The organism is Lysinibacillus sp. NPDC093197 (genome assembly GCF_044754025.1).
Lineage (GTDB): Bacteria > Bacillota > Bacilli > Bacillales_A > Planococcaceae > Lysinibacillus.
On sequence record NZ_JBIVOH010000001.1, the window covers coordinates 641598 to 666426 of the forward strand.

General features: G+C 37.3%; 26 protein-coding genes and 2 pseudogenes. 6 read left to right on the forward strand and 22 right to left on the reverse strand.

Annotated elements, in window-relative coordinates; translation table 11 throughout:
* Positions 1 to 20: 20 nt before the first annotated feature.
* Positions 21 to 449 (reverse strand): NUDIX hydrolase, encoded by a 429-nt coding sequence (locus tag ACIP9G_RS03285; RefSeq protein ID WP_401017345.1) that lies wholly within the window; start codon positions 447 to 449, stop codon positions 21 to 23.
* A 92-nt stretch (positions 450 to 541) separates the two neighbouring features.
* Between ACIP9G_RS03285 and ACIP9G_RS03290 the strand changes: the two genes are divergently transcribed.
* Positions 542 to 1015: a GNAT family N-acetyltransferase gene (locus ACIP9G_RS03290; RefSeq protein WP_401018155.1), complete on the forward strand. Its 474-nt coding sequence runs from the start codon at positions 542 to 544 to the stop codon at positions 1013 to 1015.
* A 32-nt stretch (positions 1016 to 1047) separates the two neighbouring features.
* Here the strand turns inward: ACIP9G_RS03290 and ACIP9G_RS03295 are convergent, their stop codons facing one another.
* From ACIP9G_RS03295 to ACIP9G_RS03310, 4 genes are all read right to left on the reverse strand, one after another.
* The gene (locus ACIP9G_RS03295) at positions 1048 to 1389 is read right to left on the reverse strand and encodes a cupin domain-containing protein (RefSeq protein WP_340824006.1); all 342 of its coding nucleotides are present in this window, start codon (positions 1387 to 1389) and stop codon (positions 1048 to 1050) included.
* Between the two features lie 50 nt (positions 1390 to 1439).
* Positions 1440 to 1961, reverse strand: a complete 522-nt coding sequence (locus ACIP9G_RS03300; protein ID WP_401017348.1) for a GNAT family N-acetyltransferase — start codon at positions 1959 to 1961, stop codon at positions 1440 to 1442.
* A gap of 140 nt (positions 1962 to 2101) precedes the next feature.
* On the reverse strand, positions 2102 to 2254 hold the full coding sequence (locus tag ACIP9G_RS03305; protein WP_069513162.1) for a YpzG family protein: 153 nt from the start codon (positions 2252 to 2254) through the stop codon (positions 2102 to 2104).
* A 116-nt stretch (positions 2255 to 2370) separates the two neighbouring features.
* A complete protein-coding gene (locus tag ACIP9G_RS03310; RefSeq protein WP_401017350.1) occupies positions 2371 to 4038 on the reverse strand; it encodes a sensor domain-containing diguanylate cyclase in 1668 nt (555 codons plus the stop codon).
* A gap of 194 nt (positions 4039 to 4232) precedes the next feature.
* On the opposite strand from ACIP9G_RS03310, the pseudogene ACIP9G_RS03315 reads away from it, so the two are divergent.
* A pseudogene (locus ACIP9G_RS03315) lies at positions 4233 to 4819 on the forward strand (GNAT family N-acetyltransferase).
* Positions 4820 to 4892: 73 nt separating this feature from the next.
* Here the strand turns inward: ACIP9G_RS03315 and ACIP9G_RS03320 are convergent.
* The 7 genes from ACIP9G_RS03320 to ACIP9G_RS03350 form a co-directional block, all read right to left on the reverse strand.
* Positions 4893 to 5207, reverse strand: coding sequence for a DUF3784 domain-containing protein (locus tag ACIP9G_RS03320; RefSeq protein ID WP_340824000.1), 315 nt, complete (start codon positions 5205 to 5207; stop codon positions 4893 to 4895).
* Positions 5208 to 5296: 89 nt separating this feature from the next.
* Positions 5297 to 6586 (reverse strand): alpha/beta hydrolase, encoded by a 1290-nt coding sequence (locus ACIP9G_RS03325; RefSeq protein WP_401017352.1) that lies wholly within the window; start codon positions 6584 to 6586, stop codon positions 5297 to 5299.
* Positions 6587 to 7162: 576 nt separating this feature from the next.
* The gene (locus tag ACIP9G_RS03330) at positions 7163 to 7552 is read right to left on the reverse strand and encodes a carboxymuconolactone decarboxylase family protein (protein ID WP_401017354.1); all 390 of its coding nucleotides are present in this window, start codon (positions 7550 to 7552) and stop codon (positions 7163 to 7165) included.
* A gap of 221 nt (positions 7553 to 7773) precedes the next feature.
* Entirely contained in the window at positions 7774 to 9147 is a 1374-nt protein-coding gene (argH, locus tag ACIP9G_RS03335) for an argininosuccinate lyase (RefSeq protein WP_401017356.1), read from the reverse strand.
* A 79-nt stretch (positions 9148 to 9226) separates the two neighbouring features.
* A complete protein-coding gene (locus ACIP9G_RS03340; protein WP_401017358.1) occupies positions 9227 to 10420 on the reverse strand; it encodes an argininosuccinate synthase in 1194 nt (397 codons plus the stop codon).
* 447 nt (positions 10421 to 10867) lie between these two features.
* The gene (locus ACIP9G_RS03345) at positions 10868 to 11623 is read right to left on the reverse strand and encodes an SDR family NAD(P)-dependent oxidoreductase (protein ID WP_401017360.1); all 756 of its coding nucleotides are present in this window, start codon (positions 11621 to 11623) and stop codon (positions 10868 to 10870) included.
* Between the two features lie 9 nt (positions 11624 to 11632).
* Positions 11633 to 12580: an MBL fold metallo-hydrolase gene (locus tag ACIP9G_RS03350; RefSeq protein ID WP_401017362.1), complete on the reverse strand. Its 948-nt coding sequence runs from the start codon at positions 12578 to 12580 to the stop codon at positions 11633 to 11635.
* Positions 12581 to 12969: 389 nt separating this feature from the next.
* Between ACIP9G_RS03350 and proC the strand changes: the two genes are divergently transcribed.
* Positions 12970 to 13776, forward strand: coding sequence for a pyrroline-5-carboxylate reductase (gene proC, locus ACIP9G_RS03355; protein WP_401017364.1), 807 nt, complete (start codon positions 12970 to 12972; stop codon positions 13774 to 13776).
* Between the two features lie 47 nt (positions 13777 to 13823).
* Positions 13824 to 14834 (forward strand): NADPH dehydrogenase NamA, encoded by a 1011-nt coding sequence (gene namA / locus ACIP9G_RS03360; protein WP_401017366.1) that lies wholly within the window; start codon positions 13824 to 13826, stop codon positions 14832 to 14834.
* A gap of 188 nt (positions 14835 to 15022) precedes the next feature.
* Here namA and ACIP9G_RS03365 read toward each other — a convergent pair whose 3' ends face one another.
* From ACIP9G_RS03365 to ACIP9G_RS03375, 3 genes are read right to left on the reverse strand one after another with little or no spacing between them, the layout of a single operon-like run.
* On the reverse strand, positions 15023 to 15301 hold the full coding sequence (locus ACIP9G_RS03365; protein WP_401017368.1) for a YuzB family protein: 279 nt from the start codon (positions 15299 to 15301) through the stop codon (positions 15023 to 15025).
* Positions 15302 to 15321: 20 nt separating this feature from the next.
* Positions 15322 to 16044 carry a metallophosphoesterase family protein gene (locus tag ACIP9G_RS03370; RefSeq protein WP_401017370.1) on the reverse strand — a complete coding sequence of 241 codons (723 nt, stop codon included), beginning with the start codon at positions 16042 to 16044 and terminating at the stop codon, positions 15322 to 15324.
* A 17-nt stretch (positions 16045 to 16061) separates the two neighbouring features.
* Positions 16062 to 16943: a LysR family transcriptional regulator gene (locus ACIP9G_RS03375; protein WP_401017372.1), complete on the reverse strand. Its 882-nt coding sequence runs from the start codon at positions 16941 to 16943 to the stop codon at positions 16062 to 16064.
* A gap of 124 nt (positions 16944 to 17067) precedes the next feature.
* On the opposite strand from ACIP9G_RS03375, the gene ACIP9G_RS03380 reads away from it, so the two are divergent.
* Complete coding sequence (locus ACIP9G_RS03380) at positions 17068 to 18093, forward strand: DUF2332 domain-containing protein (RefSeq protein WP_401017374.1); 1026 nt, start codon at positions 17068 to 17070, stop codon at positions 18091 to 18093.
* A gap of 531 nt (positions 18094 to 18624) precedes the next feature.
* Here the strand turns inward: ACIP9G_RS03380 and ACIP9G_RS03385 are convergent.
* From ACIP9G_RS03385 to rnz, 7 genes and pseudogenes are all read right to left on the reverse strand, one after another.
* Positions 18625 to 19191, reverse strand: a pseudogene (locus tag ACIP9G_RS03385) (NADPH-dependent FMN reductase).
* Positions 19192 to 19203: 12 nt separating this feature from the next.
* Positions 19204 to 20259: an LLM class flavin-dependent oxidoreductase gene (locus ACIP9G_RS03390; RefSeq protein ID WP_401017376.1), complete on the reverse strand. Its 1056-nt coding sequence runs from the start codon at positions 20257 to 20259 to the stop codon at positions 19204 to 19206.
* Positions 20260 to 20272: 13 nt separating this feature from the next.
* Positions 20273 to 21214, reverse strand: coding sequence for a ring-cleaving dioxygenase (locus ACIP9G_RS03395; RefSeq protein WP_401017378.1), 942 nt, complete (start codon positions 21212 to 21214; stop codon positions 20273 to 20275).
* A 58-nt stretch (positions 21215 to 21272) separates the two neighbouring features.
* Positions 21273 to 21671, reverse strand: a complete 399-nt coding sequence (locus tag ACIP9G_RS03400) for a MarR family winged helix-turn-helix transcriptional regulator (RefSeq protein WP_401018157.1) — start codon at positions 21669 to 21671, stop codon at positions 21273 to 21275.
* A 148-nt stretch (positions 21672 to 21819) separates the two neighbouring features.
* Entirely contained in the window at positions 21820 to 22440 is a 621-nt protein-coding gene (gene cdaS / locus ACIP9G_RS03405; protein ID WP_340823975.1) for a sporulation-specific diadenylate cyclase CdaS, read from the reverse strand.
* Between the two features lie 189 nt (positions 22441 to 22629).
* The gene (locus ACIP9G_RS03410; protein ID WP_340823974.1) at positions 22630 to 22860 is read right to left on the reverse strand and encodes an acyl-phosphate glycerol 3-phosphate acyltransferase; all 231 of its coding nucleotides are present in this window, start codon (positions 22858 to 22860) and stop codon (positions 22630 to 22632) included.
* Between the two features lie 232 nt (positions 22861 to 23092).
* Entirely contained in the window at positions 23093 to 24025 is a 933-nt protein-coding gene (gene rnz, locus ACIP9G_RS03415; RefSeq protein ID WP_401017381.1) for a ribonuclease Z, read from the reverse strand.
* 271 nt (positions 24026 to 24296) lie between these two features.
* On the opposite strand from rnz, the gene ACIP9G_RS03420 reads away from it, so the two are divergent.
* A complete protein-coding gene (locus ACIP9G_RS03420) occupies positions 24297 to 24716 on the forward strand; it encodes a GNAT family N-acetyltransferase (protein ID WP_401017383.1) in 420 nt (139 codons plus the stop codon).
* The last annotated feature ends 113 nt before the right edge of the window (positions 24717 to 24829 follow it).

The window sequence follows — 24829 nt, forward strand, 5'->3', positions numbered from 1 at the left end:
TCTTTATAATAAAAATCCCTTCATCTAACGAAGGGTCCAAAAATCCGATATAAATAATCGCCATGTCCTTTTGCTAATACAACGGCATCTTTATCTTCAATCCAATAAAATGTAAATTGTAAGTTACCTTCGTTTACACCTGTCGGATTGTGTTGCCACGTCGGACGTGAATCATTTGATATTAAATGGTAAAAATAACGTTTTTGTAAGGCTCCTGAATAATGTTCGGCATAATCATGTGCGATTAAGCCTTTTACTTCTAAATTTGTTAAACCTGTTTCCTCCGCCATCTCTCGTATTACTGCTTCAAGAGGCGTTTCTCCTTCTTCAACTGTCCCCTTTGGAATTTGGATACCAGCTCCAGCTGTATTTTGTTCAAATACAAGCACTTGGATTCGCCCTTCGCATTCCCTTGTAATATACCCAAATGCTTTTTCCAAAACTTGCATTCATTCATCCCCCTTCTGTTGAATTAAATGTTACAATATATAGAAATTATTGAAATTGTAGGTGATAAGTGTTGACACTCATTATACGACAAATGAAAGAAGAAGACATCCCTTTTGTACAAGAAATTGCCAAAACAAGTTGGGGTGTAACATATGAAGGAATCATTCCGATGCATATTCAGAGTCGTTTTCTGGAAGCTGCCTATAGCGAAGAACGGTTAATAACTCGTCTTCAAACGAGCCCATTTTTAGTTGCCGAGTTAGATGAATCACTTGTTGGCTTTGCTAATTTTTCAACTGTTAATGACGATGGACAAGCAGAGCTATTCGCTATTTATTTACTTCCAGATGTCCAAAACAAAGGCATCGGCTCAGCGCTATTAGAAAGTGGGATTCAAAAATTACGCGGGATAACTTCACTAACTGTATGTGTTGAGAAGGACAATACAATTGGAAGTCAATTCTACAAGTCAAAAAACTTCCAACATGTTGAAGAATTCGATGATTTATTTGATGGGCATATTTTAAAAACGTTACGGTTGGAGCTTGTGTTAGCAAAAAAATAACGGAGCCACTTGCACTCCGTTATTTGCTCGTTTTATTCAAGCAAATCAATTTGCGTAGATTGAATAACGAGGGCTGTTAACCCATTGTCACTTCCTGACTCATGTGCTTCTCCCTCTTGCCAAAGAATTCCCTCCCCTTGTTTTACAAGTAATTTCTCCCTGTCTTTTCCACAGACCCATCCTTCTCCCTGAATAACAATGAATAGCTGTGGTACTGGTGCTTCATGTAATCCAACTACACCACCCGCTTCTATGTATATAAAACCAATATTTGTTGGCTCTACTGTTTTCATTATTTTAGTATAAAATGAATAAAGTGAGTTGTAATTGTTAATTGCATTGCCACTATCCTTTGAGAACTGATAAATTTTCATAGAAAATCCCTCTCCCTATTCAAACGTTTTATAAAATTGCTCTTATGAATTTAAACCATTTTGTACATTAACACATCATCAACATACTCATTATCCCTTACTTTAATTTCCTTAATCTTTCTACCTTCTTCTATAAAGCCCATTTTTTGATAAAGAGCAATGGCGCCTACATTTGTTGAAAATACACCTAAGCAAACTTTTTCAATTACTGGATTGGCAACCGCCCATGTCAATAATTCCCCTATTAAACGTTTACCAATTCCTTGCCCTCGATAATCTTTTCGAACCATCATGCCAAAACTACCAGTATGGGCTAAACGTTTTCGATTTGGCGACTGAAATACTAGCCAGCCAACGACTTCATCATTGCGTTCTGCAATTAAAATTGTTTCATGGTCATTTGCTAATTTTGACTGTATCCATGCTTGTTGTCCTTCGATCGTTTGCTGATATTCTTCAGTTGTCGTTATTAAAAATAGTTCTTCCGCTAAAACTTCTTGTTGGATTTCAAGCATTTTTTTTGCATCAGCAAGACGCGCAACACGAATGTTCATTTGATTGTCCATTTCCATTTCTCCTTCTAAATTCCTTATTTCTTATATTTTACTATAAATCAATTACTTAGATATTTACTAATTTTCTTAAAATAAAATACAAAAAAGCCCAGATATAAAATATCTGAGCTTGATAACACTTATTGCTTCTAGCATGATTAAAACTGTCGGGCTTTCGCTTCACTTCTCAAGATACGGTTATGGAGAGTAATCTCCGTTTCACCATTTACTTGAGATTTCGAACGCTTAATCCTTGTCCAGTTACGGTGGATTTTTTGAGATTTCGGGTCTAGTTGTTCAGGCCTACTCATTTTACATCCTCCTCATCATTATAGACTTCATAAGTGAATCCATGTTAGTATGACCATTTTTTAAAATACTACACGTACATAGCCGCTATTGTGAAAATTTTATATGCCTTACACCGTTACCACATAACGAAGTTATTTGCACCATCATATACTCTTAGCATATTTCGACCACTTTCCTTAGCAATGTAAAGTGCCTGATCTGCCTTATCAATCAAATCGTAAAAGGTTGAAATGTCCTTATTATCAGAAAATTCTGCAATACCAACACTCACTGTCATAGGAATAAACTGTTCACCTATAGTAAAAGGATACTCTTCAACATTTTTTCTTATTCTTTCTGCTATTTTCACAGCACTTTCCAACGTCGTCGCTGGAGATAAAATTACAAATTCCTCGCCACCATATCTCGTAGTGATATCTTTTATTCGTACGGATTCTTTAATAATTTTTGCAACATGCTTTAGTACCTCATCACCAGTCAGATGCCCATATGTATCATTAACTTTTTTAAAAAAATCGATATCAATCGCTATACAAGAACAATGTTGCTCATTGTTTTTACAGTCTTGAAAAACATGCTCGCCCTGCTCAATTAAATAACGGCGATTATATAGTTTCGTGAGTTGGCAAGTAACAGATAACTCCTTAAGTAATATCGTATCTTCTTTCACTTTCGCGCTCATCTCATTAAAAGATGAACAAAGCTCCTGAAACTCTTTGGCATACGGTGCTAACTGTTTTTCATTAATTTTATAATCGTAATGACCTTGCTCCACCTTACCAACACCTTTTAGTAACTGCTGAATCGGCTCTTCTATCTTTTTCGTTATCATTAACATAACTTTTATGGTTAAAAATGTGCCTACTAAAATACAAATCGCTAACAAACCAAATCTTTTAATTAAAGGTGTATACGCTTCCAATAAATTGACTTCAGAAATAAAATACCATTTGCCTTGATTAATTGGCTTACTTTTTGCTAACACCCATTCGCCGTTTGCGTCCTTATAGGAGTTTATTGGTGATTGCGTTTGATTAGATTGAGCAATCGTCAAAATTCGTTCATCAATGTTATAGTTTTGCGACAATATGTTTTGACTAGCTGAAGCCACTTCTTTCTTATTGGAAACTAATTCTGTTAACAAAGTTCCATCTTGATTGACTATATAAGCATGTCCCCTAAAACCCACTCTTGATTCATTTAAAAGCAAATCAACAGTATTAAAATTTACAGTGCCAAAAACAACACCATTAAATTGTTGTTGCTCATCAAGTATAGGCGATGCGAAAGCAATGATTGGCTCCTTTGTGACTTTACTAATTAATACATCTGTAATATATTGTTGCTTCGTTTTTTGGGCGACTTGGAAATACTCACGATTTTTTACATCAATGCCAATCCCGTTATGTTGATATTCTGTCACTGTATCGAACTGTACTATTCCTTCTTTGTTAACAAAGACTAAATCAGTAAAAACAGTTTGTTTTTTATATTCTTGAAAAAATGCTTGCGTTTGTTCATACTGATAGCCTTTAACGAAAGCTAAATTTGTTATTGTATGTATATCCTCGGAACGCTCCTTTAACCAGCTTTCAAAAAAATAGGTTTGAGCATCTAAGTAATTGGTCATTTCTTCTTTTTGATGGTTAATTGTTTGCTGATATTCGATAAAAATTGTCGGAATAAAAATACATAAACTAATGATAAAAATAATAACGATATGCCCTCTTCGAAGCAAATTTCTTATCTTATTTTGCCATAAAACCTTTTTAATTATGTTCAAAACCTTTCCCTCCACAAAAATTAAATGGAAATTTTTTATTTTTCATATCAAAAATACCACAAGAAATAGATTGTAGCAGTGAGAAATTTAATAGTTGAAAGGTAAATTATAAGAATTCATCGGATTTCTGTTTCAATTCCCTAACAAAATATTTAGTATAATATGTAGTATATTAATTCAATTAGGAGGAACTTATGGAAATTAGAGCGTATCAATTAGAAGATGAAATAGGTTGGGTTCGTTGTAGGGTGTTATCATTTTTAAATACTGCTTATTTTGACAATGTTCTTCAGAAAAAGGAAACATATGCTAACCCAGCCATTGAATTAGTAGCAATTAAGGATCATCAAGTCATTGGTTTAATAGATGTTGAATACGAAGTGCAAGCGCAAACTGTTTGTTCTCGAGGCGATGGGTTGGGAGGAATGATTTGGCACATTGCTGTTCATCCTGACTATCAAAAAATGGGAGTCGGTCATCAACTATTGCAAGCTGCTGAAAAAAGAGCGAAAGAAAAAAATTAAACCGTTTGGAAGCTTGGACAAGAGATGATAAGTGGGTAAACAATTGGTACATAAACAATAAGTTTTCAATTGTAGATTCCTATTTACACGTATTTATTGAAGGTGAAAAGGAAATGAAGCCAACGTTAACATCCGAAATACAAGAATTATACCCCGTTCAAGCATTTGCGCACTATGTAGGAAAGGAAAAGGAGATGATAAAGAATCGCTATACTAGGGTTCATGAATGTTTTTGTTTTGAGAAAAAGTTGTTGTGAATAGCATAATAGAACAAAGTGCGACGCTCATGTAACGAGAGTCGCACTTATGTTGTGAACGTTTCTTAATCCTTTACTTTTTAAAGCGATTTGCTGTGTTTACAAATATGAGTGTAAATACAGTGAGCCCTATAAATAGGAGGAGACTAACGATAAAGAGCCATTCGGTTTGGAATACCCCATCGAGTGCCCATAATAGTATACAAAAACAGTATCCATACATGATTTTGCCCATAAATTTAGCAAGTGCTTTTTCATTATAGGTCTCTTTTTCACTTTGAGCCATTGTGTTAAAGCCTGCAAGTAAAAATGCTCCTTTGCCTTGCGATAAAACAATTGCAAATATTAAAAATGGAATCATAATGATCAAACATACAATGGCTTCCACGATAAATTTTCCTCCAATGTTGTGGCTCGCAACGAAATTTTTAAAGAACAACCGCGACTAACAACATACTAGAAGTTTGCGTCATACTGCTAGTCATTTACGATAAATTTATGAATCGCAGGTAATAAGTTCGTATGCAATGGTAATGTCGGGTCTGCATAGGTAGCTATATTCTCCTCTCGATTCTCAGGTGCGTTTTTAAGAATATGGTTCATGCCATCCATATAAATAAGCTCCGCTTTTTCATTGCCTTGCTTTAATGCTTCTGCGTCTGTAGCTTTCACTTGGATATCTGTTGTTCCTTGAATAATTAAAACGCGACCTTTAACTTTTTGAAGCTCATTAGCTGGATTATATTTAAGCCAAGATATCATATATGGCTGCACAGAAGGTCTAAATAATGCTTGTAGCTCAGGAGAGACATTTTTCACTTGCTCTCCTTTTTTGAGTGTTGCAAGAATTGTTGTTGCCTCAGTTGTTAGGGCAGGTGTTAATTGTCCTGTTAATTGCTCTAGCAGTAATGTATCAGCAGCTCTACCTGCACCTGCTATTGAAACAAATGATTCCACATCGGCTTTTTGTGCAGCGAGCATGCCTATTAAAGAACCTTCACTATGGCCAATAACATGGACACTTGAATAGTCCTTATTTGCTGAAAGTGCCTTGAGTATTTGAACTGCATCGTCAACATATAAATCGATAGAGATATCATCCTCTTTCGTTAACAAAGACGTATTATCTCCGATGCCTCGTTTATCGTATCGCACACTTGCAACACCTTCTTGCGCTAATCCTTCAGCAAGCATTTTCAAGCTATTATTTTTTCCAGCAATTGCTGAATTACCATCTTTATCGGTCGGTCCAGAACCAGCAATAATGAGGACGACTGGTGACGGCTCCTTACTACTCTTTTGAAGTGCTACTGTTAAATCGCCATCCTTTACAGGAACTGTGAATGTTTCATAGGATACTGGCTCTGCAGGTTGTTCTACATACGGTTTTAATAGCAAACGGAATTTTCCACCATTTTGATTAAACGTTGCTTCGATTTGCTCTCCTTTTAACGTTCCAATCACCTCAATAAGAGAACCATTTAAGTTAATGCTAATTTGTACTTCATTCTCATCATACGTTACGCTTTTAAAAGGATAATTACTTAAGCCTTGCGAAGGAACAGATAAAGAACCACCTTCTTTTTGTAAATCTACAATAATTGGTAGCGAGCCATTTGGAATTTCAATATCGCCTGCCCATTTTCCGATTAGTTGTTCATTCATAACTTGCCCCTCCTTTTTCGTGTCCACCTTTGTTGCCTTTTCTTTTTGTGAACAGGCAACTAATAATAATGCGATACAGCATAATACAACTAGTTTTTTCATAAAAGTCCCTCCTTATAAAAAATAGCGATTGCATAAGTATTATCCTGAATATTCAGGACCGTTCGTCGCTACTGTTTCATATGTATGTAAATGCTCAAAGCGTTAAAGATTTTCCAAATAAGGATTTGTAGTCCTCCATCTGTCATATTCAGAGTATAACAGTTGTCGTTGCAAAATCAACTAAAAACAAAAAAGACCCAGAAAAATTCTGGGCCATGGACACTTATACCTTCTATTTGATTGTACAGTTGTGGTTTCTACTTCATCCTAAGATACAGTAACACAGAGAATTCTCTCATTACCTAACCCTTAAGATATGTGAAGTATCAACCTTATTTAGCTGTGGCGGACTTTCCTGAGATTCATTGTCTACTGGTGTTGAACTTGAACTACTCATTATGCATCCTCCTCATCAATTTCGATGATTAAGTGTATCCTTTAACAGTATGGAACACTTTGCAAAAATCTATACATGTTATTCAAAACTTTTTTTCATTTATGTTCGACTATAATGCAATTTAAACAAAAGTCTAATTTCGAAGCAATCGGTCATACTAAGCCTCATATTAGATTGTACTATTCGACACTTAATTGCATGTCCTGAAATACTTGCTGGGCAACCGTTAACGCGTTTTGCACACGTGGAAAACCAATATAGGGCACTAATTGTAAAAGGGCTTCTACAATTTCTGTAGGTGTTAACCCTGCATGCAAACCACGTGTAATATGTGTTTTCGTTTGAGGCACGGCACCTTGTGTAACAACCGCTGTTATTACGACAAGTGCACGGCTTTTAGCATCAAGACCTGGCCGTGAATAAACATCTCCATAGGCGAACTCGATAATCATTTTGCGCAAATCAGGTGCTATATCAGCTAGTGCATCGGCGTTGACCATGCCAGCTGCCTCTTCTTCCGTGACATATTGCTTTATCGTTTCTAACCCCTTTGTAAAACGATCCGTCAACGAACATTCCTCCCATTTAGAATAGTATATATTTCCTATACAAAAACCCCAATTTCGCGTCTCCGAAAATTGGGGATTGTCCTTCACTTATGTCAGGTACTCTTTTTAGTTTCACCCTCTGGCTCCACCGAAAAAGGAATAATAAGGTTTTCATAGTGCCTCACTGGACAGCTTTAATGAATATCTATGCAAATGTCACTTAGGACGTGCACGCAAAATAGTTAAGAAAGACAAGCTTTTGCTTTCTCAATTTGAATAGTGACTTGATCGAAACCTGTACCACCTAGTGAATGTCTACGACGTACAGCTGCTTCAGGTGCCAATACATCATAAATATCTTCTTCGATAAGCTCACTTTCTTTCTTCATGTCTTCAATTGGTAAATCTAATAAATAAATGCCCTTTTGAATACATGTAAAGACTAATTTACCTGTTACTTCATGTGCTTCACGGAATGGCATCCCTTTCGTCGCAAGGTAGTCTGCCAATTCCGTCGCATTTGAGAAGTCAGAGTGTACTGCCTTGTGCAAACGCTCTGTATTTACTGTCATCGTGCGCACCATACCTTCAAAGATTTTTAAAGATCCAAGAATCGTATGCACTGTATCGAACATACCTTCTTTGTCTTCTTGCATATCCTTGTTGTAAGTTAACGGTGTTCCTTTTAGTACAGTTAGTAAGCCCATAAGGTTACCGTAGACACGACCCGTTTTTCCGCGAATTAGCTCTGCCATATCGGGATTTTTCTTTTGTGGCATAATGGAAGACCCTGTTGAGAAGGCATCATCCAATTCGATAAATTTAAATTCATCTGTTGACCATAAAATAATTTCTTCGGCAAAACGAGATAAATGCGCCATTAACAATGATGAATTACTTAAAAACTCGACGATAAAATCACGGTCACTTACCGCATCCATGGAATTTGCATATACGTCACTAAAGCCAAGTAGCTCTGCTGATTTTAGACGGTCAATCGGGAAGGTTGTCCCTGCCATCGCACCAGCACCTAGTGGTAATATATCAATGCGTTTCATGGATTCTGTAAAACGTTGTTTATCGCGCTCAAGCATCCAAAAATAGGCCATTAAATGGTGTGCAAAAGAAATCGGTTGCGCACGTTGTAAATGCGTATAGCCTGGCGCAATTGTTTCAACATGCTCCTCAGCTTTTTCTATTAACGTTTTTTGGAATGTCTCGATTAAATCGATTGCTTCCTTTACACGTTTTTTCAAGAAAATATGCATATCTGTTGCTACTTGGTCATTACGGCTACGACCTGTATGAAGTTTACCTCCAACTGGTCCGATGCAATCAATTAGCATTTTTTCAAGGTTTAAGTGAATATCTTCATTCGCAACAGTAAATTCTAGCTCCCCTGCGATTGCTTTTTCTTGTAATTGTGCAAGACCGCCAAGAATCGCTTCTACATCAGCTGCTGGTAAAATTCCTGTAGCACCAAGCATCGTGACATGTGCGACACTTCCTTCTAGGTCTTCCAAAACAAGTTGTTGGTCAAAGCCAATCGATGCGCCAAACTCATCAACCCATGCTTCTGCTGATTTTTGGAAACGTCCGCCCCAAAGTTTTGTCATAACAGCTCACCTTTTTCTACATTTCTTATCGAAAAGGTGCAGTACAGCGTCCATGCTACACTACACCCTAATGTAATAATTATTTTTTATTAACTGAAGAGTTAACCACTGTTGGCAGACCCCATAATTCGATGAAGCCTACAGCTGATGCGTGATTGAATTGGTCTTCTTTAGAGTATGTTGCTAATTTTTCATTGTATAGTGAATTTGGTGATTTACGTCCTTCTACAATCGCATGACCTTTATAAAGTTTCACACGTACAGTTCCATTTACATATTGTTGTGATTCTGCAAGGAATGCTTGTAATGCATCACGTAAAGGAGAGAACCATAAACCATCATAAATTAGTTCTGATAATTTTTTCTCAATAACTGGTTTAAAGTGTGCTAATTCTTTCACAAGCGTTAAGTCTTCAAGCTCCTTATGCGCAGTTAAAAGTACTTTTGCACCTGGAATTTCGTATACTTCACGAGATTTAATCCCAACTAAACGGTTTTCAACATGGTCGATACGGCCAACACCGTGCGCACCTGCTATTGCATTCAGTTCTTGAATTAAATCAGCAAGCTTCATTTCTTTACCGTTTAATGACACTGGTTTACCAGCAATGAATTCGATTTCTACATATTCAGCTTCATTTGGTGCGTTTTCTACAGAAACTGTTAAGCCATAAGCTTCTTCTGGTGGTGATACCCAAGGATCTTCCATTACGCCCGCTTCATTTGCACGACCCCATAAGTTTTGGTCAATCGAGAATGGTGAATCTAATGTTGCAGGAATCGGAACATTATGTTGCATTGCATATTCGATTTCTTCATCACGGCTCCAGCCCCACTCACGTACAGGTGCTAAAACTTCTAAGTCTGGATTTAATGCTTTAATTGAAACTTCGAAACGAACTTGGTCATTTCCTTTACCTGTGCAACCGTGAGCTACTGCGTCCGCACCCACTTCGTTTGCGATTTCCACTAATTTTTTAGAAATTAAAGGACGGGATAGTGCTGATACTAATGGGTATTTTTGTTCGTACCAAGTATGCGCCTGTAACGAAATAAGTGCATATTGTTCAGCAAATTCATCCTTTGCATCTACCATATAAGATTCAATTGCACCAACTTGAAGTGCTTTATTTTTTACAAATTCAAGATCTTTACCTTCACCAACGTCTAGACAAACTGCAATTACGTCCCAACCTTGTTCTTTTAACCACGGAATTGCTACAGAAGTATCAAGACCGCCTGAGTATGCTAATACTACTTTTTTATTTGCCATACGAAATGCGCCTCCAATTGCTCTATATGATATGTATGTTTATACACTCACTTAAAAGTTTATACACGAATAGTAACATGTTATAAAAATAAATACAAGTGCATTTTTATAAAAAAATATACTTTTGTGAAGAATGTTAAAAGTCTGCAATAGCAATAATTATTGCTATTATTCGAACAGTGAATATTTTCACTCGAAAGTACGACTTATTCCTATTTAGATGAATGTATACGATATTAAAAGGCGCTGGCTATTAAACGAAAAAAACCACTTCGCTTTCTGCGGTTACATCGTAAGCCGCAGGAGCCTTAGTGGGTTTTCACATGGATATTTATAAATTGTTTGGGTGACTGGCACTTAGCAAATATACGTTTCTGTAGGAGTCTCTGTAGGTGTTAGCTTGAATATTTATAAATTGTTTGGGTGACTGGCACTCAAATTCTCAAATTATTTTTTATTGAATAATGGTTTGGCTAAAAATTCGATGGTAGCTGGCGCTAATGCATACAGTTTACTCGTCAACCCCATCATTCGTGGCAAGTTGACTTCTCGGACTGGACGTTCAATTGTTTTTACCGTCGCTTGTGCCACCTCTTCTGGTGTTAATAACAATCTACCTAAGGACTCTCGATAACCACTTTCATCATTTACTTTATCTAAAAATGGTGTATCAATTGGTCCAGGATGTATCGCCGTTACTTTAATATTGTATGGGGCTAGCTCCATACGCAGGCCATTTGTAAAGCCGACAATGGCGTGTTTTGTCGCAGCATATACACTTGCTTTAGGCGTTGCTACCTTACCGGCCTGTGAACCGATAAATATTAGTTGTCCTTGTTCACGCGCAATCATTCGAGTCGCTATACGCTTTGCTAAATACATCGGAACACGAATATTAAGCTCCACCATTTCGGTAATATCGTCATCTGATAACATCGGTGCAATAGCGAACTTCCCTACACCAGCAGAAAAAATGGCTACATCAAGCATAGGTAGCTGCGCACATACGTCATCGATTGCTGTTAGTGAAGTTAAATCAGCTTGTATTACATTGGCCCCTAAACGTTGTAATGTTTTTAAAGCTACTTCATTACGCCCTGTGGCATATACGATATGGCCTTGTGCAACTAACAATTCGGTAATTTTCAAGCCAACTCCACTCGTTGCACCTGTTACAAAGATTGTCTTTTTATTCATTTTCATGTATAAAACCTACTTTCTTTTAAACAAATAGACACCTTCATTATTCTTCTCAGAAACCACTAGGTTATTTGCCTCTAAATAGTCTAAATGTCCAAGTGTCTTTGATAATGTCAAGCCAAGCTGATGCTGAAAAATCGATGGATATAAACGTTTTGTCATTTGTACAACCGTTAACTCATCACCGCCAAATAACTCATACACCTTCATAGATTGATGATGTTGCCGTTCAAGACGTTTATCAATTAAATGTGGTATGTCTTCTAAATTTGCTCCATGCCCTGTGTACATAATGTTTACAGGCAATTGACGTAATATTTCAAGCGATGCATTATATTGCAACAATGATTTCGGGCGACCTAGTGTGCGGTCTAAAGGTGGTTCAATTAATGGATTAGGTGTAATTTTTTCTAACAATAAATCTCCGCCAATAACATTATGCGTTTTTTCATCCCAAAAAATGAAATGACTTTGTGCATGTCCTAATGTTTCAATTGCCTTTAAACCCGGATGACCGGGTACTTCATCCCCATCATGTAAAATTTGTGTCAATGGTCGCTCTCCAACAAGCTCTAATTCTCGACGAACATGGACACTCTGTTGAATATATTCTAGTGGGACGCCATGCTCGAACAAACGCTCACTGTAAAACTGCTCATGATAACGTAAAAACTCTTCGTCATGACGTAGCCATTTATCGTTATAGGCATGGCCTAAAATTTCTGCATGTGGAAAAGCATCAACCCATCCTGCATGATCAGGATGGTGATGGGTTAAAACAACCTGTTCAATATCTCGTAAATCAAAGCCAGCTGCTCGAATACCCCATTTGAGTGCATCATAAGCTTCCATTGTTTTTGGACCAACATCAAATATTGTTAATGCATCACCTTTGACAACAAATGCATTGACGTCTCCTACTTCATAGGGCGTTGGAATTTCTATTTTATGTATCGACAAAGCTGTCTCCCCCTTTTTTGCGCAACTAATGAATACCGATTCATCTATTCTACAAGTTTTTCTTTCTTAAGTCACCCCTCCTGTTGACAGCTAGACATATTATCAATATAATTTTGAATAATCAAATTATTTATGTGCGTTGAGGAAGCCAAGTATGTAGTTGGTGAAGGTGTCTAGAGAGTGTTACATTTGCTGCAAGTAACATCACCCACTCCCATTACAGAACCTACTTCTGAGCAGTTATGACAACATAACCGTCCCCCTTGCGATAAAAGGGCTAAGAGTTGTGCCAATTGGCAAACAAAGGTGGTACCGCGGAAACGATAGCGTTTTCGTCCTTCTATTTAAGGACGAGAGCGCTTTTTTATTTTGAATCGGAGGTTTTTTCTATGAAAAAAATACTTTTTATTGGTGCAGGCTCGATGGCAGAAGCATTGATGCAAGGCTGGATTAAGCAGAATGTATTTAAGCCACAAGAAATTTATGTCACCAATCGCTCAGATAAGCAACGGTTACAATTTTTACACGACACGTACGGCATTAATTGTAACGTTGAAGAGACTATTTATCAGCAAGCAGATCTCATCATTTTAGCAATGAAACCAAAGGATGCCATTAAAGCAATGATAGAACTAAAATCGAAAATAACAGAGCATACTGCGATTCTATCCATTTTAGCTGGTATTGCTATTAGCACTATAACAGAACAGTTAGGATTGCGCCCTGTAGCTCGAGTAATGCCAAATACATCTGCAACGATCGGTATGTCCGCAAGTGGTATAGCATTTAATGGGCAAGTATCAGCTACACAACGTACCATGTTTTTACAATTATTAGAAGCTGTTGGTTCTGTGATTGAAGTTGAGGAAGACCAGTTGCATGCGGTTACAGCGCTATCTGGCAGTGGCCCTGCATATATTTATTATTTAATGGAAGCATTTGAACGAGTAGGAATTGAGGTAGGGCTTTCAAAAGATACTGTAAGATTACTGATGACGCAAACCCTCGCAGGTACAGCAGAAATGTTAAAGCAATCCGTTGATGAGCCTGATGTGCTTCGGAAAAAAGTTACTAGTCCAGGTGGTACAACAGAAGCTGGTATTAAAGCGCTGGAACAATATCAATTTAATGAAGCGATTGAAGCATGCATAAAAGAAGCTGAAGCTCGATCTCGCGCACTTGCAAAAAGTAAGTAATCCATGCAAAATAGAGGTATTCACTAGGAATTAGGAGGGTCTTTGCATTGACTAAATTATTTGAACCATACCAATTACAAACGATTTCGTTAAAAAACCGCATTGTCATGGCCCCAATGTGTATGTATTCTGCTAAGGATGACGGGTTTGTTACACCTTTCCACCTTGTACATTATGCAACACGTGCCGCTGGACAAATTGGGTTAATACTATTGGAGGCTACTGCTATAGTACCCGAGGGGCGAATCTCTAGCAACGACCTTGGTATTTGGGATGACGCGCATATCGAAGGTTTACAACAATTAGTAACAAATATGCAAGCTTACGGAGCTAAAACAGGCATTCAGCTTGCCCATGCAGGACGGAAAGCGACTGTAGATGGTGAAATTTTTGGTCCTTCAGCCATTGCTTTTAGTGATGATTATAAAACACCGTCTGAAATGACACTTAATGATATTGAATATGTCATTGAAGCCTTTAAAAAAGCTGCCGTTCGCGCCCGTCAAGCAGGTTTTGATGTGCTTGAGATTCACGGTGCACACGGCTATTTAATTAGTGAATTTTTGTCACCAGCTACGAATAAACGAAGTGATCTATACGGTGGTTCTCAGGAAAATCGCTATCGCTTGCTACGTCAAGTAATTGATGCAATTCGAAGCGTTTGGGAAGGCCCTTTACTCGTTCGTGTTTCTGCGGAAGACTACGCACAAGATGGCACAACGATGGAGGAATTTATCGTCTTTAGTCGTTGGATGAAAACGCAGGGCGTAGATTTAGTCGATGTCTCAACTGGCGGTGTCGTACAGGCACATATTCATCCGTTCCCTGGCTATCAAGTGCCACATGCTGAAACGATAAAACTTGGGGCAAATATTCCTACTGGTGCAGTTGGTTTAATTACAACAGCGCAGCATGCAGAAGAAATATTGCAAAATAATCGCGCTGATTTAATTTTCTTAGGTCGTGTTTTATTACGTGATCCTTATTGGCCACTCCATGCTGCAAAGGAACTTGGCGAAAAAATTGAACCACCTGTGCAATATGTTCGTGGTTGGTAACTCACTTTTCCTATAAGCACTTTTACACACGCTGATAGCTTAGTAACTTTTGAGCTATCAGCGATTTTTTGCTTCTATCGGCGATTTCCCTCGGGTTATCGGCGATTTATGCAGTTCTATCGGCGATTGCTCTCGAGTTATCGGCGATTTATGCATTTCTATCGGCGATTGCTCTCGGGTTATCACCTTTAAAAAAGCGGATTTTGCTTGATTTCTTCATCAACCGCTTGTACTAGTGAAGGTGCGTCAGATGCCGTAATAATCTCGCCATTAACAATTGCAAAAATGCCCTGCTCGCAAATTTCACAGTGGGAAGTACAACCTGATTCTTCTATTTCTATATCTGATCGCTCTGCTAAAACATCGTAGGCATCAGCTGCACCGAGCGATAAATTTGTTATGCAAAACTCAACTCTATTGGTCATTTGCTGAGGCTTTTTATTTTTCTTAAACAATGAAAATACCATAAAATCTCCACTCCTTTTAACTACATTCTCCCAGTTTCTAATGCACAGGTCCAATCCAAACGTCCATTTTCTTTACTTTTGTTGATGACCCCTTGCCGATCATAGCCAATAAGTACTTGCTCAATTAGCCAATGCTTTTGTTCTTTACTAACGATTGTGTAATTAGCGAATGGCGAACCCGACTCCATTTTGTGATAGATTGGTAACTCATCTTCATAAGCTGGGAGTCCGACGCTGCCAGGGTTAATAATTATTTTATTATTTGGAAGGTAGACTACTCTTGGAATATGGGTATGTGCACAACAGATAATTTCTTGTTTAATATCCTGCACATATTCCATAATTTCTTCAGGTTTTTTCAACGTTGCACCATTAGCTCCGATGTTTTCTAACATATATGTTTCATCACTTGAAGGTGTCCCATGACAAAAATAAACATCATCTGTTTCGATCACTGCAGGTAAATTCGTTATCCATTGACGATGCATGTTTCCTAATAAATTTTGTACATAACGGACTGTTGCATTTTGTGCATTTTCTAGTAACATTCTATCGCAATTTCCCATTATACTTTTGACCTTCGACTCTACTAGCAAGTCGTATGTTTCTATCAGATATAGTGGACCATACAAACTATCCCCTAAATTATAGATTGTTTCAATTCCCCTTCTGTGAATATCCGTAAGGACAGCTTGTAATGCGTCCTTATTACCGTGAATATCCGCAATAACTGCCATTTTCATTATAAAGTCGCTCCTTTCTATAAATAGTCCCTAGTCATAAATAATTGTAATAATTTTTGTGGAACTTGAACGGAATCTTTGTAAAAAAGGTAGACAGGGACGCTAGGTAATGCAAACTCTGTAAAAGGTACAATATTAAAGCGCCCCTCCATTCGCTCTCTTCTAACAATCATTCGAGGTAAAAATGACATACCTAAACCATCCTTGATTAATCGTTTTACAACATACGATTGTGAAATCGACACTTGTTTTGTATAGACATATTTATGATTAATTTGGTGTAATAAATCCTCCCAAATAGTTGGATGGTGATGAGTAAATAGTGTATATGTTTGGAATAATTCTTCATAATCAATATAAGCGCCTGTTTCGTCATCAAATGCATCTAACGGAATGACTAATTCTAACGGACTGTCTACTAGCAGTTCTTGACACCAATGTCGATAGCGGGTTGGAAATAAAGAAATACCGATATGTGCTTTGCCATTATGAATTAATTCCTCTATTTTGGATGATTCCTCTACAAGAATTGAAATTTCAATTGTCGGATGTTCATTTATAAACTGGTAAATTATATGTGGTAAAATCGTTTCCACCATTAACGGTGTCATCGCAATGATGATTTTTTCTTTAATGCCTTTCGTCACTAATTGAAAGCGCTCGATACTTTTTTCCCACTGTTGTATGATTTGCAACGCTTCCGTTAAAAATAACTGCCCTGCCTCCGTTAATTGCACGCGATTCTTCTCTCGATGAAATAACGAGACATTCAGAAACTCTTCTAGCTGATGAATATGTACTGTAATACTCGGTTGTGATACATGTAATTCTTCAGCAGCCATTCGAAAATTACAGGACTTGGCTGCTACAATAAACGTTTTTATCCATTTATAATCCACACCGCCACCTACTTCAATTAAAATTTTTAATTAATTTCATTAAATATATTTAATTTACTAAATTGTATAACAATACTAAACTCAAGGCTAGATAGTTCATTTTAAAACAAAGGGGAGAAACATAATGTTAGATCAATTCGGCAATCAGTTCCGCTCTTTCGCAAAAAATGAATGTAATAACTCAAGCTCACTTTATGAACATTTAGCCTATCAAATTGCAGATGATGAAGAATTATTGCTGATTGCAAAGGATGCTGCTAACGGACAGCCTATGCCTAATTTATTATTTGCTGCTGTACACTATTTGTTATTGACGTATACGGATGACGACTTAGCGGATTTTTATCCTTCGTTCACGACTACACCGAAGCCGCAAGACAGTGTATATCCGTTTTTTAAAAAGTTTGTTTTGTCCCATGCTCATGAAGTAAAGACAATTCTTCAAAAAAGGCTCGTACAAACAAACGAAATCCTTCGTTGTGCTTATCTTTATCCGATGATGACTGAAATTTATCAAAAGCATCGGATGCCATTAGCTTTTATTGAGATTGGGGCAAGTGCAGGACTACAACTTGCAATGGATCAATATAATTACTGCTATAACCAAACTTTGTCAGTTCGCAATTCCCTTACTAAACTAGTTTTAGCATCGGAGAACATAGGTGATGCATTACCACCTTCCGTTACCCAGCAATTTGTTGTATTACAACGCATTGGTATTGATTTAAATCCAATGGACGTTACGAATGAAAAAGACGTTGCATGGCTTCAAGCGCTAATTTGGCCAGAACATCATGAACGACGCACACTATTAAATAAGGCAATCCCTATTTTAAAACAGCTCGATGTACAGCTGATTAAAGGTGATGCAATAGAATGTCTAACAGATATTAGTAGACAAATCGATCAAAATACGATTTTAGTCGTCTATCATACGCATGTAGCCAATCAAATTCCTCTTAAGTTAAAGCATGCCTTAATCGAACGTTTAAAGGAAATTAGTTTGGAAAGGCCACTTTATCATTGTTATAATAATTTATTTGATTTGCAGTTACATCAGGACTTTCTACAACATGGAGAAATCAAATCCATTCGAACAATCGATCAACCAGATGGCCATGCAAGATGGTTTAAATGGGCAAATGAATAAGTTGACTATTGCCGTTGATTTCCACTGCAGGGTGTCAGGCACTCAAACAATTACACTTGTTGATTGGAGTGAAGGGCGGCGACTCCTGCGGGAACAGCACAGAACGTAAGACGCAACAATCCGCGCGTTAGCGAGGGTTGCGGCTTACACTGTGCCCGCGGAAAGCGTCCGCCCGTAACGGAAATCAACAGGCAGTAGACTTCTAAATTTATTTAATGATGGAAGCAGACGACTATCCTATTTAGTCATAAGTGCTATAATTGTACTGTATTTTAACTTCCCTCCGAAAGAGAGTATTGACACTTGTTGATCGGAGTGAAGGGTGGCGACTCCTGCGGGAACAGCACAGAACGTAAGACGCAACAATCCGCGCGTTAGCGAGGGTTGCGGCTTACACTGTGCCCGCGGAAAGCGTCCGCCCGCAACGGAAATCAACGGCAAAAGTTATCTATATTTAAAAAAACACTGCATGATTACCATGCAGTGTTCCTATTATCCTCTTAAATTAGTAGTTTCCCTTTAAAATTTGTGTTAAAAATCATACTCTGCATCTTTTTTAGCACGGATTTCAGCGAAGGCATCTGCTACCATAACTGTATCTTCTGCTAAACGCTCTAAGCGGAAAAGAACATCGTCATTGACAATTTCTTTGCGTAAGAAATCCTTTTCTTCTATAAAAACGTAGGTCGGTACAATATGAGCTTTCATATAAGCAAGAATTGGCTTTAATTGTTGCTCTACCATTAAATAATGTTTAGATGTCCCCGCTGTTACAATTGCGCTGACCGTTTTATCACGAAAAGCATTAACAGGAAGTAAATCGAAAATATTTTTTAATGTTGCTGGAATCGAAGCTTAAAATGTTGGTGTACCAATCACTAATGCATCAGCAGCCATAATAGTTTCTGCCACATACTTCGTATCACCCTCGTAATCTACGTAATTACGGCCATCACTAAATGCAATATTATACTGAGCTAGGTCAAGTATTGTTACATCATGCTCTGGGTATTTTTCATTTAGTACTTCAACAATTTTATGAATGGCTATTTTGGTTTTAGAGCCGACGATTGAACCTGCTAGTGCTACAATTTTCATGCTGCTCGCTCCTTATTTCGCTGTATATTTTTTAATTGCGGGTAAGATGTCATTGCCAATTATTTCGATATTCTTCATCAATTTATCGAAAGGCACCCCACCAAAATCAATTTGTGCCATAAAACGTTGCATGCCATAAAGTTCATATTGATATAGCAACTTTTCAATAATTTGTTCCTTACTTCCGACCATTAAGGCATCACGTGTATCAACTGCTTGGGCAAATTGTTGTTTTGGATAACCACCACCACGAATTGCTTGGAAGCCCCCATTTAGATGAGGATACATATTTTGCAAAGCTTCTTTAGATGTATCTGCTACATAAAACAAACTTGTAGTTGCAATTGGTAACTGCTCTGCATCAAAACCGCTTCTATCAGCTGCCTCACGATATGCATCGACTGAAGGTTTAAAGTTGATTGCTGGGCCACCTAATGTTGTTAACATCATTGGAATGCCCATATACCCTGCTTTTATAGCACTTGCCGGCGGACCTCCAACTGCGCGCCAAATTGGTAGTGAGCCATTTTTAGGCTGTGGTAAAATTTGCGCACTGTGTAGAGGTGCTCTATACTGCCCTTCCCACGTAAGAAGCTCTTCTTCATTAATTTTTTTTAGCAGTTCTAATTTTTCCTCAAAAATTTCTTCATAGTCCTGTAAATCGACGCCAAGTAAATGATAAGCGCCAACCCGCGAACCTCGCCCTGCTACAATTTCAGCACGCCCATCTGAAATTAAATCAATTGTTGCAAAGTCCTCATACACTCTTACTGGGTCTGATACACTCAACACGGTTGCAGAACTTGCTATTTTAATTTTTTTCGTTGCTTGTGCAATCGCGCCTAAAACGACCGTATGTGCCTGTGTTGTAAAATACGATTGATGACTTTCGCCTACTCCAAATACATTGATGCCAGCTTGCTCGGCTAATTGGCTCATTTCAATTAGCTCCTGTATCCGCTGTTGGGCAGATATCCGTTCACCTGTTAATGGGTTTGGAATATGATCTCCCAGTGAATAAAGTCCAAATTCTAAACCTTGTGATTGATCGATACGATAATTTTCCATTGTGCTCTCTCCTTTAATCAAGTGGTTCTAAAATCGCTTCAATTTCTGCGCGTTTTGCTTCTAAAAATGGTGGTAGATCAAGTTCATTCCCCAAGTCTTCTATAGCGGAATCTACTGTAAATCCAGGTCCATCTGTCGCCAATTCAAACAGAATGCCATTGCGATCTCTAAAATACAGACTTTGGAAGTAATAACGATCGACAACACCTGAGCTGTCTAAACCACGCGCTTTAATTAATTCATCCCATTTTTGAAGTTCTTCTACCGTCGCTACACGTAATGCAAGGTGATGAATACTGCCTCGACCGGGCTTTTCACTCGGTCCCTCCAATTCCTTGAAGATGACTTCTCCAAACGTTTCACCAGCAATTGATTGAAGTCGTACTTCTTTGTCATCTTCAGTGACAACTGTATAGTCAAAAAGCTCTTGTAATACGTTCACTGTACGCTGCAAATAACGAACCGTAATTTCAACGGTGCCCATGCCTAAAATGCGATGCTCTGCTGCAATATCGGTACCATCCCATACTTGCCATTCGGCTGGTGTCGACTGTCCATCATGATTTATAAGCACCATGCGCAGACCTTCATGATCCTCAAAAAATAAAGCATCTTTGCCCGCATATGTCGCTATGTCGCTATGTTCCACTTGTAAAAGCTCAAAACGCTTTTTCCAATATAATAAACTATCATAGCTTTGTACTAATAAGCCAATTCGCGTAATCGCATTTGTTCCACGTACTGTTCGTCCTGCTACAGGCATTTCAAAAAATGTTAATTCTGTTCCCGCTGCTCCTGTACGATCGCCATAAAATAAATGGTACATGGAAGGTGAATCTTGATTAACTGTTTTTTTCACTCGACGTAAACCAAGGATTTTTGTATAAAACTCATTATTACGTTTACCATTTTTTGTTAACATCGAAATATGATGATGTCCGCTTAATTTATTCATATAGAGTCCTCCTGAATTTCACTTGACTAAGCAAGTGATGTTGTAAAAAAAATCACGCCTAAGGTAATTTTTTTTCTCGGCTATGCTTTTCTAGTTTTGACATAAGTGTATATAAAGATTTCATTTCTTCCTCTGATAAAACTTCTTCAAAAAATGAGGATTGAAAGTGAAGCTGACTAGGTGTAGCCGCATCAATCAAATGCTCACCTTTGACAGTTAGAGATATTGTTTTTGTTTTCCAGTTTTGCTTACGCTCAATTAGTCCTTCTTTTTCAAGACGGGCAAGCATTCGTGAGATACCACCTTGCGTTACTGTAACTTTTTCCGCTAGCTGTGACTGTGTTAACGGTGCGTATGTTTTAATTTGAATTAGTACATCAAACTGTGCAGTTGTTAAGTTAAAACGTTTTAAAAATTCATTCGATAGCTGATTACTTTGATTGGTAAAGCGCATCATTCGTAGCCATGTTAGTGAGCCTAGTGTATGTTTTTCTATCACTTTGCCCTCCCTTCTTCGAACTGTATCATCACTTTACCACGCAAGTGACAAAGTTGCAAGGAAAATATCTCGAATTTGAGATATTGTGAATAGAGCCTATTTTACGCTATAATATCCCATCTGAAGTAATTGGGTGTAAGCTTCCATTAAAAGCAAAAGAAATTCTTCCGGTTTCTTCTGATATAACCATGATTAAAGCATCACTGAGCTCACTTAAGCCTATCGCAGCTCGATGTCTCGTTCCAAGTTTTTTATCGCCTGTATAAATGTCTGAAAGAGGTAGTACATTTGCTGCTGAGATAATTCGATTACTCTTAACTAACACAGCACCATCATGGAGAGGATTGCCTGGGTAAAAAATAGATTCTAGCAAAGAATGTGTTAATTCCGCTCCAATATGAATCCCCGGCTTTATAAGATGTTCAATTGGACTCTCTCTTTCAAATACAATTAATCCACCATGACGTCTTTTTGACATATTTTGTACGCAAATCGATAGCTCTGGATATTTTTCAGTGAATGGAGACAAATAGCAATTTAAATAAAACGTGGCTGCCTGCATTTCAATCGTTACAAATTGTTCTTTAATTTTTTCCAAATCTGCAAGTAAGCAATCTTCTAGCGAATCCATTGCGGTTAAACTTTGCTGTAAAGACAAAATAACTTGACTAAGTTCTTCTTTGATTGTTTGTTTTAATGGAGCGGAATCACAATTTGGTTGATTCATGTACGGCACCTCAGTTCTTTATAATAACGATTTACACTTTGTATTTTTAGTTTTCCTATATGATATTTTTTTATTCTCTTTCCATGCAATTCAACAATTTTCTGGGCTAGGTTTTGCTTTCTTTCTATTAAAAAACACGTTGCATCCTCGAAAAGATGCAACGTGTTACTTTGTACGCTATTATATTTGTTACATATGACCAGCGCGAATTTTTTTAACAATACTAAAGGTTGTATAGGCTGCTGCTGGTGCAAGGACTGCGATAAAAATTAGCCATACCTTTAAGCTCTCTGTTGATTTTAACAAATCATAATTTGAAGTAACATAAATAATGAGTCCGCCTAATAATAAATAGCTTAACACGTTTGGAAAGATAACAAGTAAACGTAAAACAGCTGGTGGCATCTTTTGTTGATCCATACAACCACTCCCCTTTTACTTAATTATACGGAAATCATCTACTAATCGCACTATATTTCTACAAACACCCTAACTTTTAACAATTCTACTTAACACTTACTAGCAGATAACTCTAGCTTTTCAACAGTACCCTAAAACATATCAATAATGGCAGTCAGTTCATTCATCTTTTTTTGCTGTTAGCCTTTTGTGAAAGCATCTAAACTAGTTAAAGTGATCATTTGTTGGTCAATTAAAATAATTTATCATTACTCCAATTAAATATCGATTGGTCTGATGTGAGGAAAGTTTGTGGAAAGATTGCTTGGGCTTCTGCTAAAAATACTGGTAAATCATGTGGTAAAAAACGTGCACTTAAATGATTAAGAAGTAAATATTTTGCACCTGCTCTACTTGCTACCATTGCCGCTTCGATATTTGTCGAATGACCATAGCTAGCAGCTAAATCCGTTGTGCTCCCATCAAATGTTGCCTCATGTACAATTACATCTGATTGATTGGCCAATGAAATCGCTTCTTCACAATATTTTGTATCCCCTAAAATAGTGAGTGTAAAGCCTTTTTTAGGAGGAGCAACAACATCTTTTGCTCTTATAATTGTACCATTTTCAAGTTCGATATCTTGTCCTCTTTTCAACTGGCCAAGTAAAGGTCCTTTTGGTACGCCGAAAGATTGTACTTTCTCCATCAGTAACTCGCCAGGTAAATCCTTTTGCTCTATACGGTAGCCAAAACATGGGACAACATGACGTAATTCACTAGCATGCACTGTAAACTTTTCATCTTCGTAAATAATACCTTCGCCTACTTCTACAAAGTGTAATGGGTAAGTTAAATGTGTTTTTGATAATGAAAAAGTCTGCTCTACCCATTGCTGTAAGCCTGCTGGACCAAAAATAGTTAGCGGCTCATCACCACCTTGAAATGAACGCGAGCTCAAAAATCCTGGTAAACCCAAAATATGATCACCATGTAAATGTGTAATAAATATTTTCGACACTTTACGTGGCTTTAAGGATGTATGCAAAATTTGGTGTTGTGTCGCCTCTCCACAATCAAATAGCCACATTTCACCGTTTTCATCTAGTAGCTTTACCATTAATGCGCTCGTATTACGTTCCTTTGAAGGCATGCCTGCGCCTGTTCCTAAAAAATGCAGTTGCACAACTGCCACCTCAATTCTTTTTCTGTCGTTCTATTGTACCCTATTGCTAAACAGAAGAAAAACCTTTGGTGAAAGCTACTTTATTGAATCTCAAGAGTTAAAGTAATGCACTTGTTCTATCATTATTCTTTATGCGATGTGTAACATGATAAAAGATATTTTTAAAGTAAACTAAATTTTGTATTATTTTATTAGTTATTTTTGATATATTTATAATTAAAAAAGTGTTAAATTTATCTACTTGTTGAAATCTAGGTCTTGGGGTTACTATTTGAAGAAATATGAGTTTAAAAATATCATTCCCACATTGGAAGAATACAAATATCTATGTGAGTCTGTGGGATGGACTAATTTTATGAATTTTGAGGTGGCGGAAACATCACTAAAGAATTCCATTCACTGCATCACAGTTTATGATAATGAACAAATTACGGGCATGGGGAGAGTTGTTGGCGATGGAGCTATCTATTTCTATATTCAAGACATAGTGGTTCATCCAGATTATCAAAAAAATGGTATTGGGAATGAAATAATGAACATTTTGGTTGAATACTTACATAGAAATGCCCCTGACAAGGCATTTGTAGGTTTGTTTGCTTCACAAGGTAAAGAATCATTTTATGAAAAATATGATTTTAAAGATTTCTCACCAAACATGACGGGGATGTTTACTGTGATTTCCAAAAAATAAACATCCTATATTTATTAGAGAAGACACCCCGTTAAATGAATCCAAGTAGAGCAGTTAACTAAAATAAAAATGTACGTTACTAAAATTGAATTTAGTAATGTACATTTTTAGTA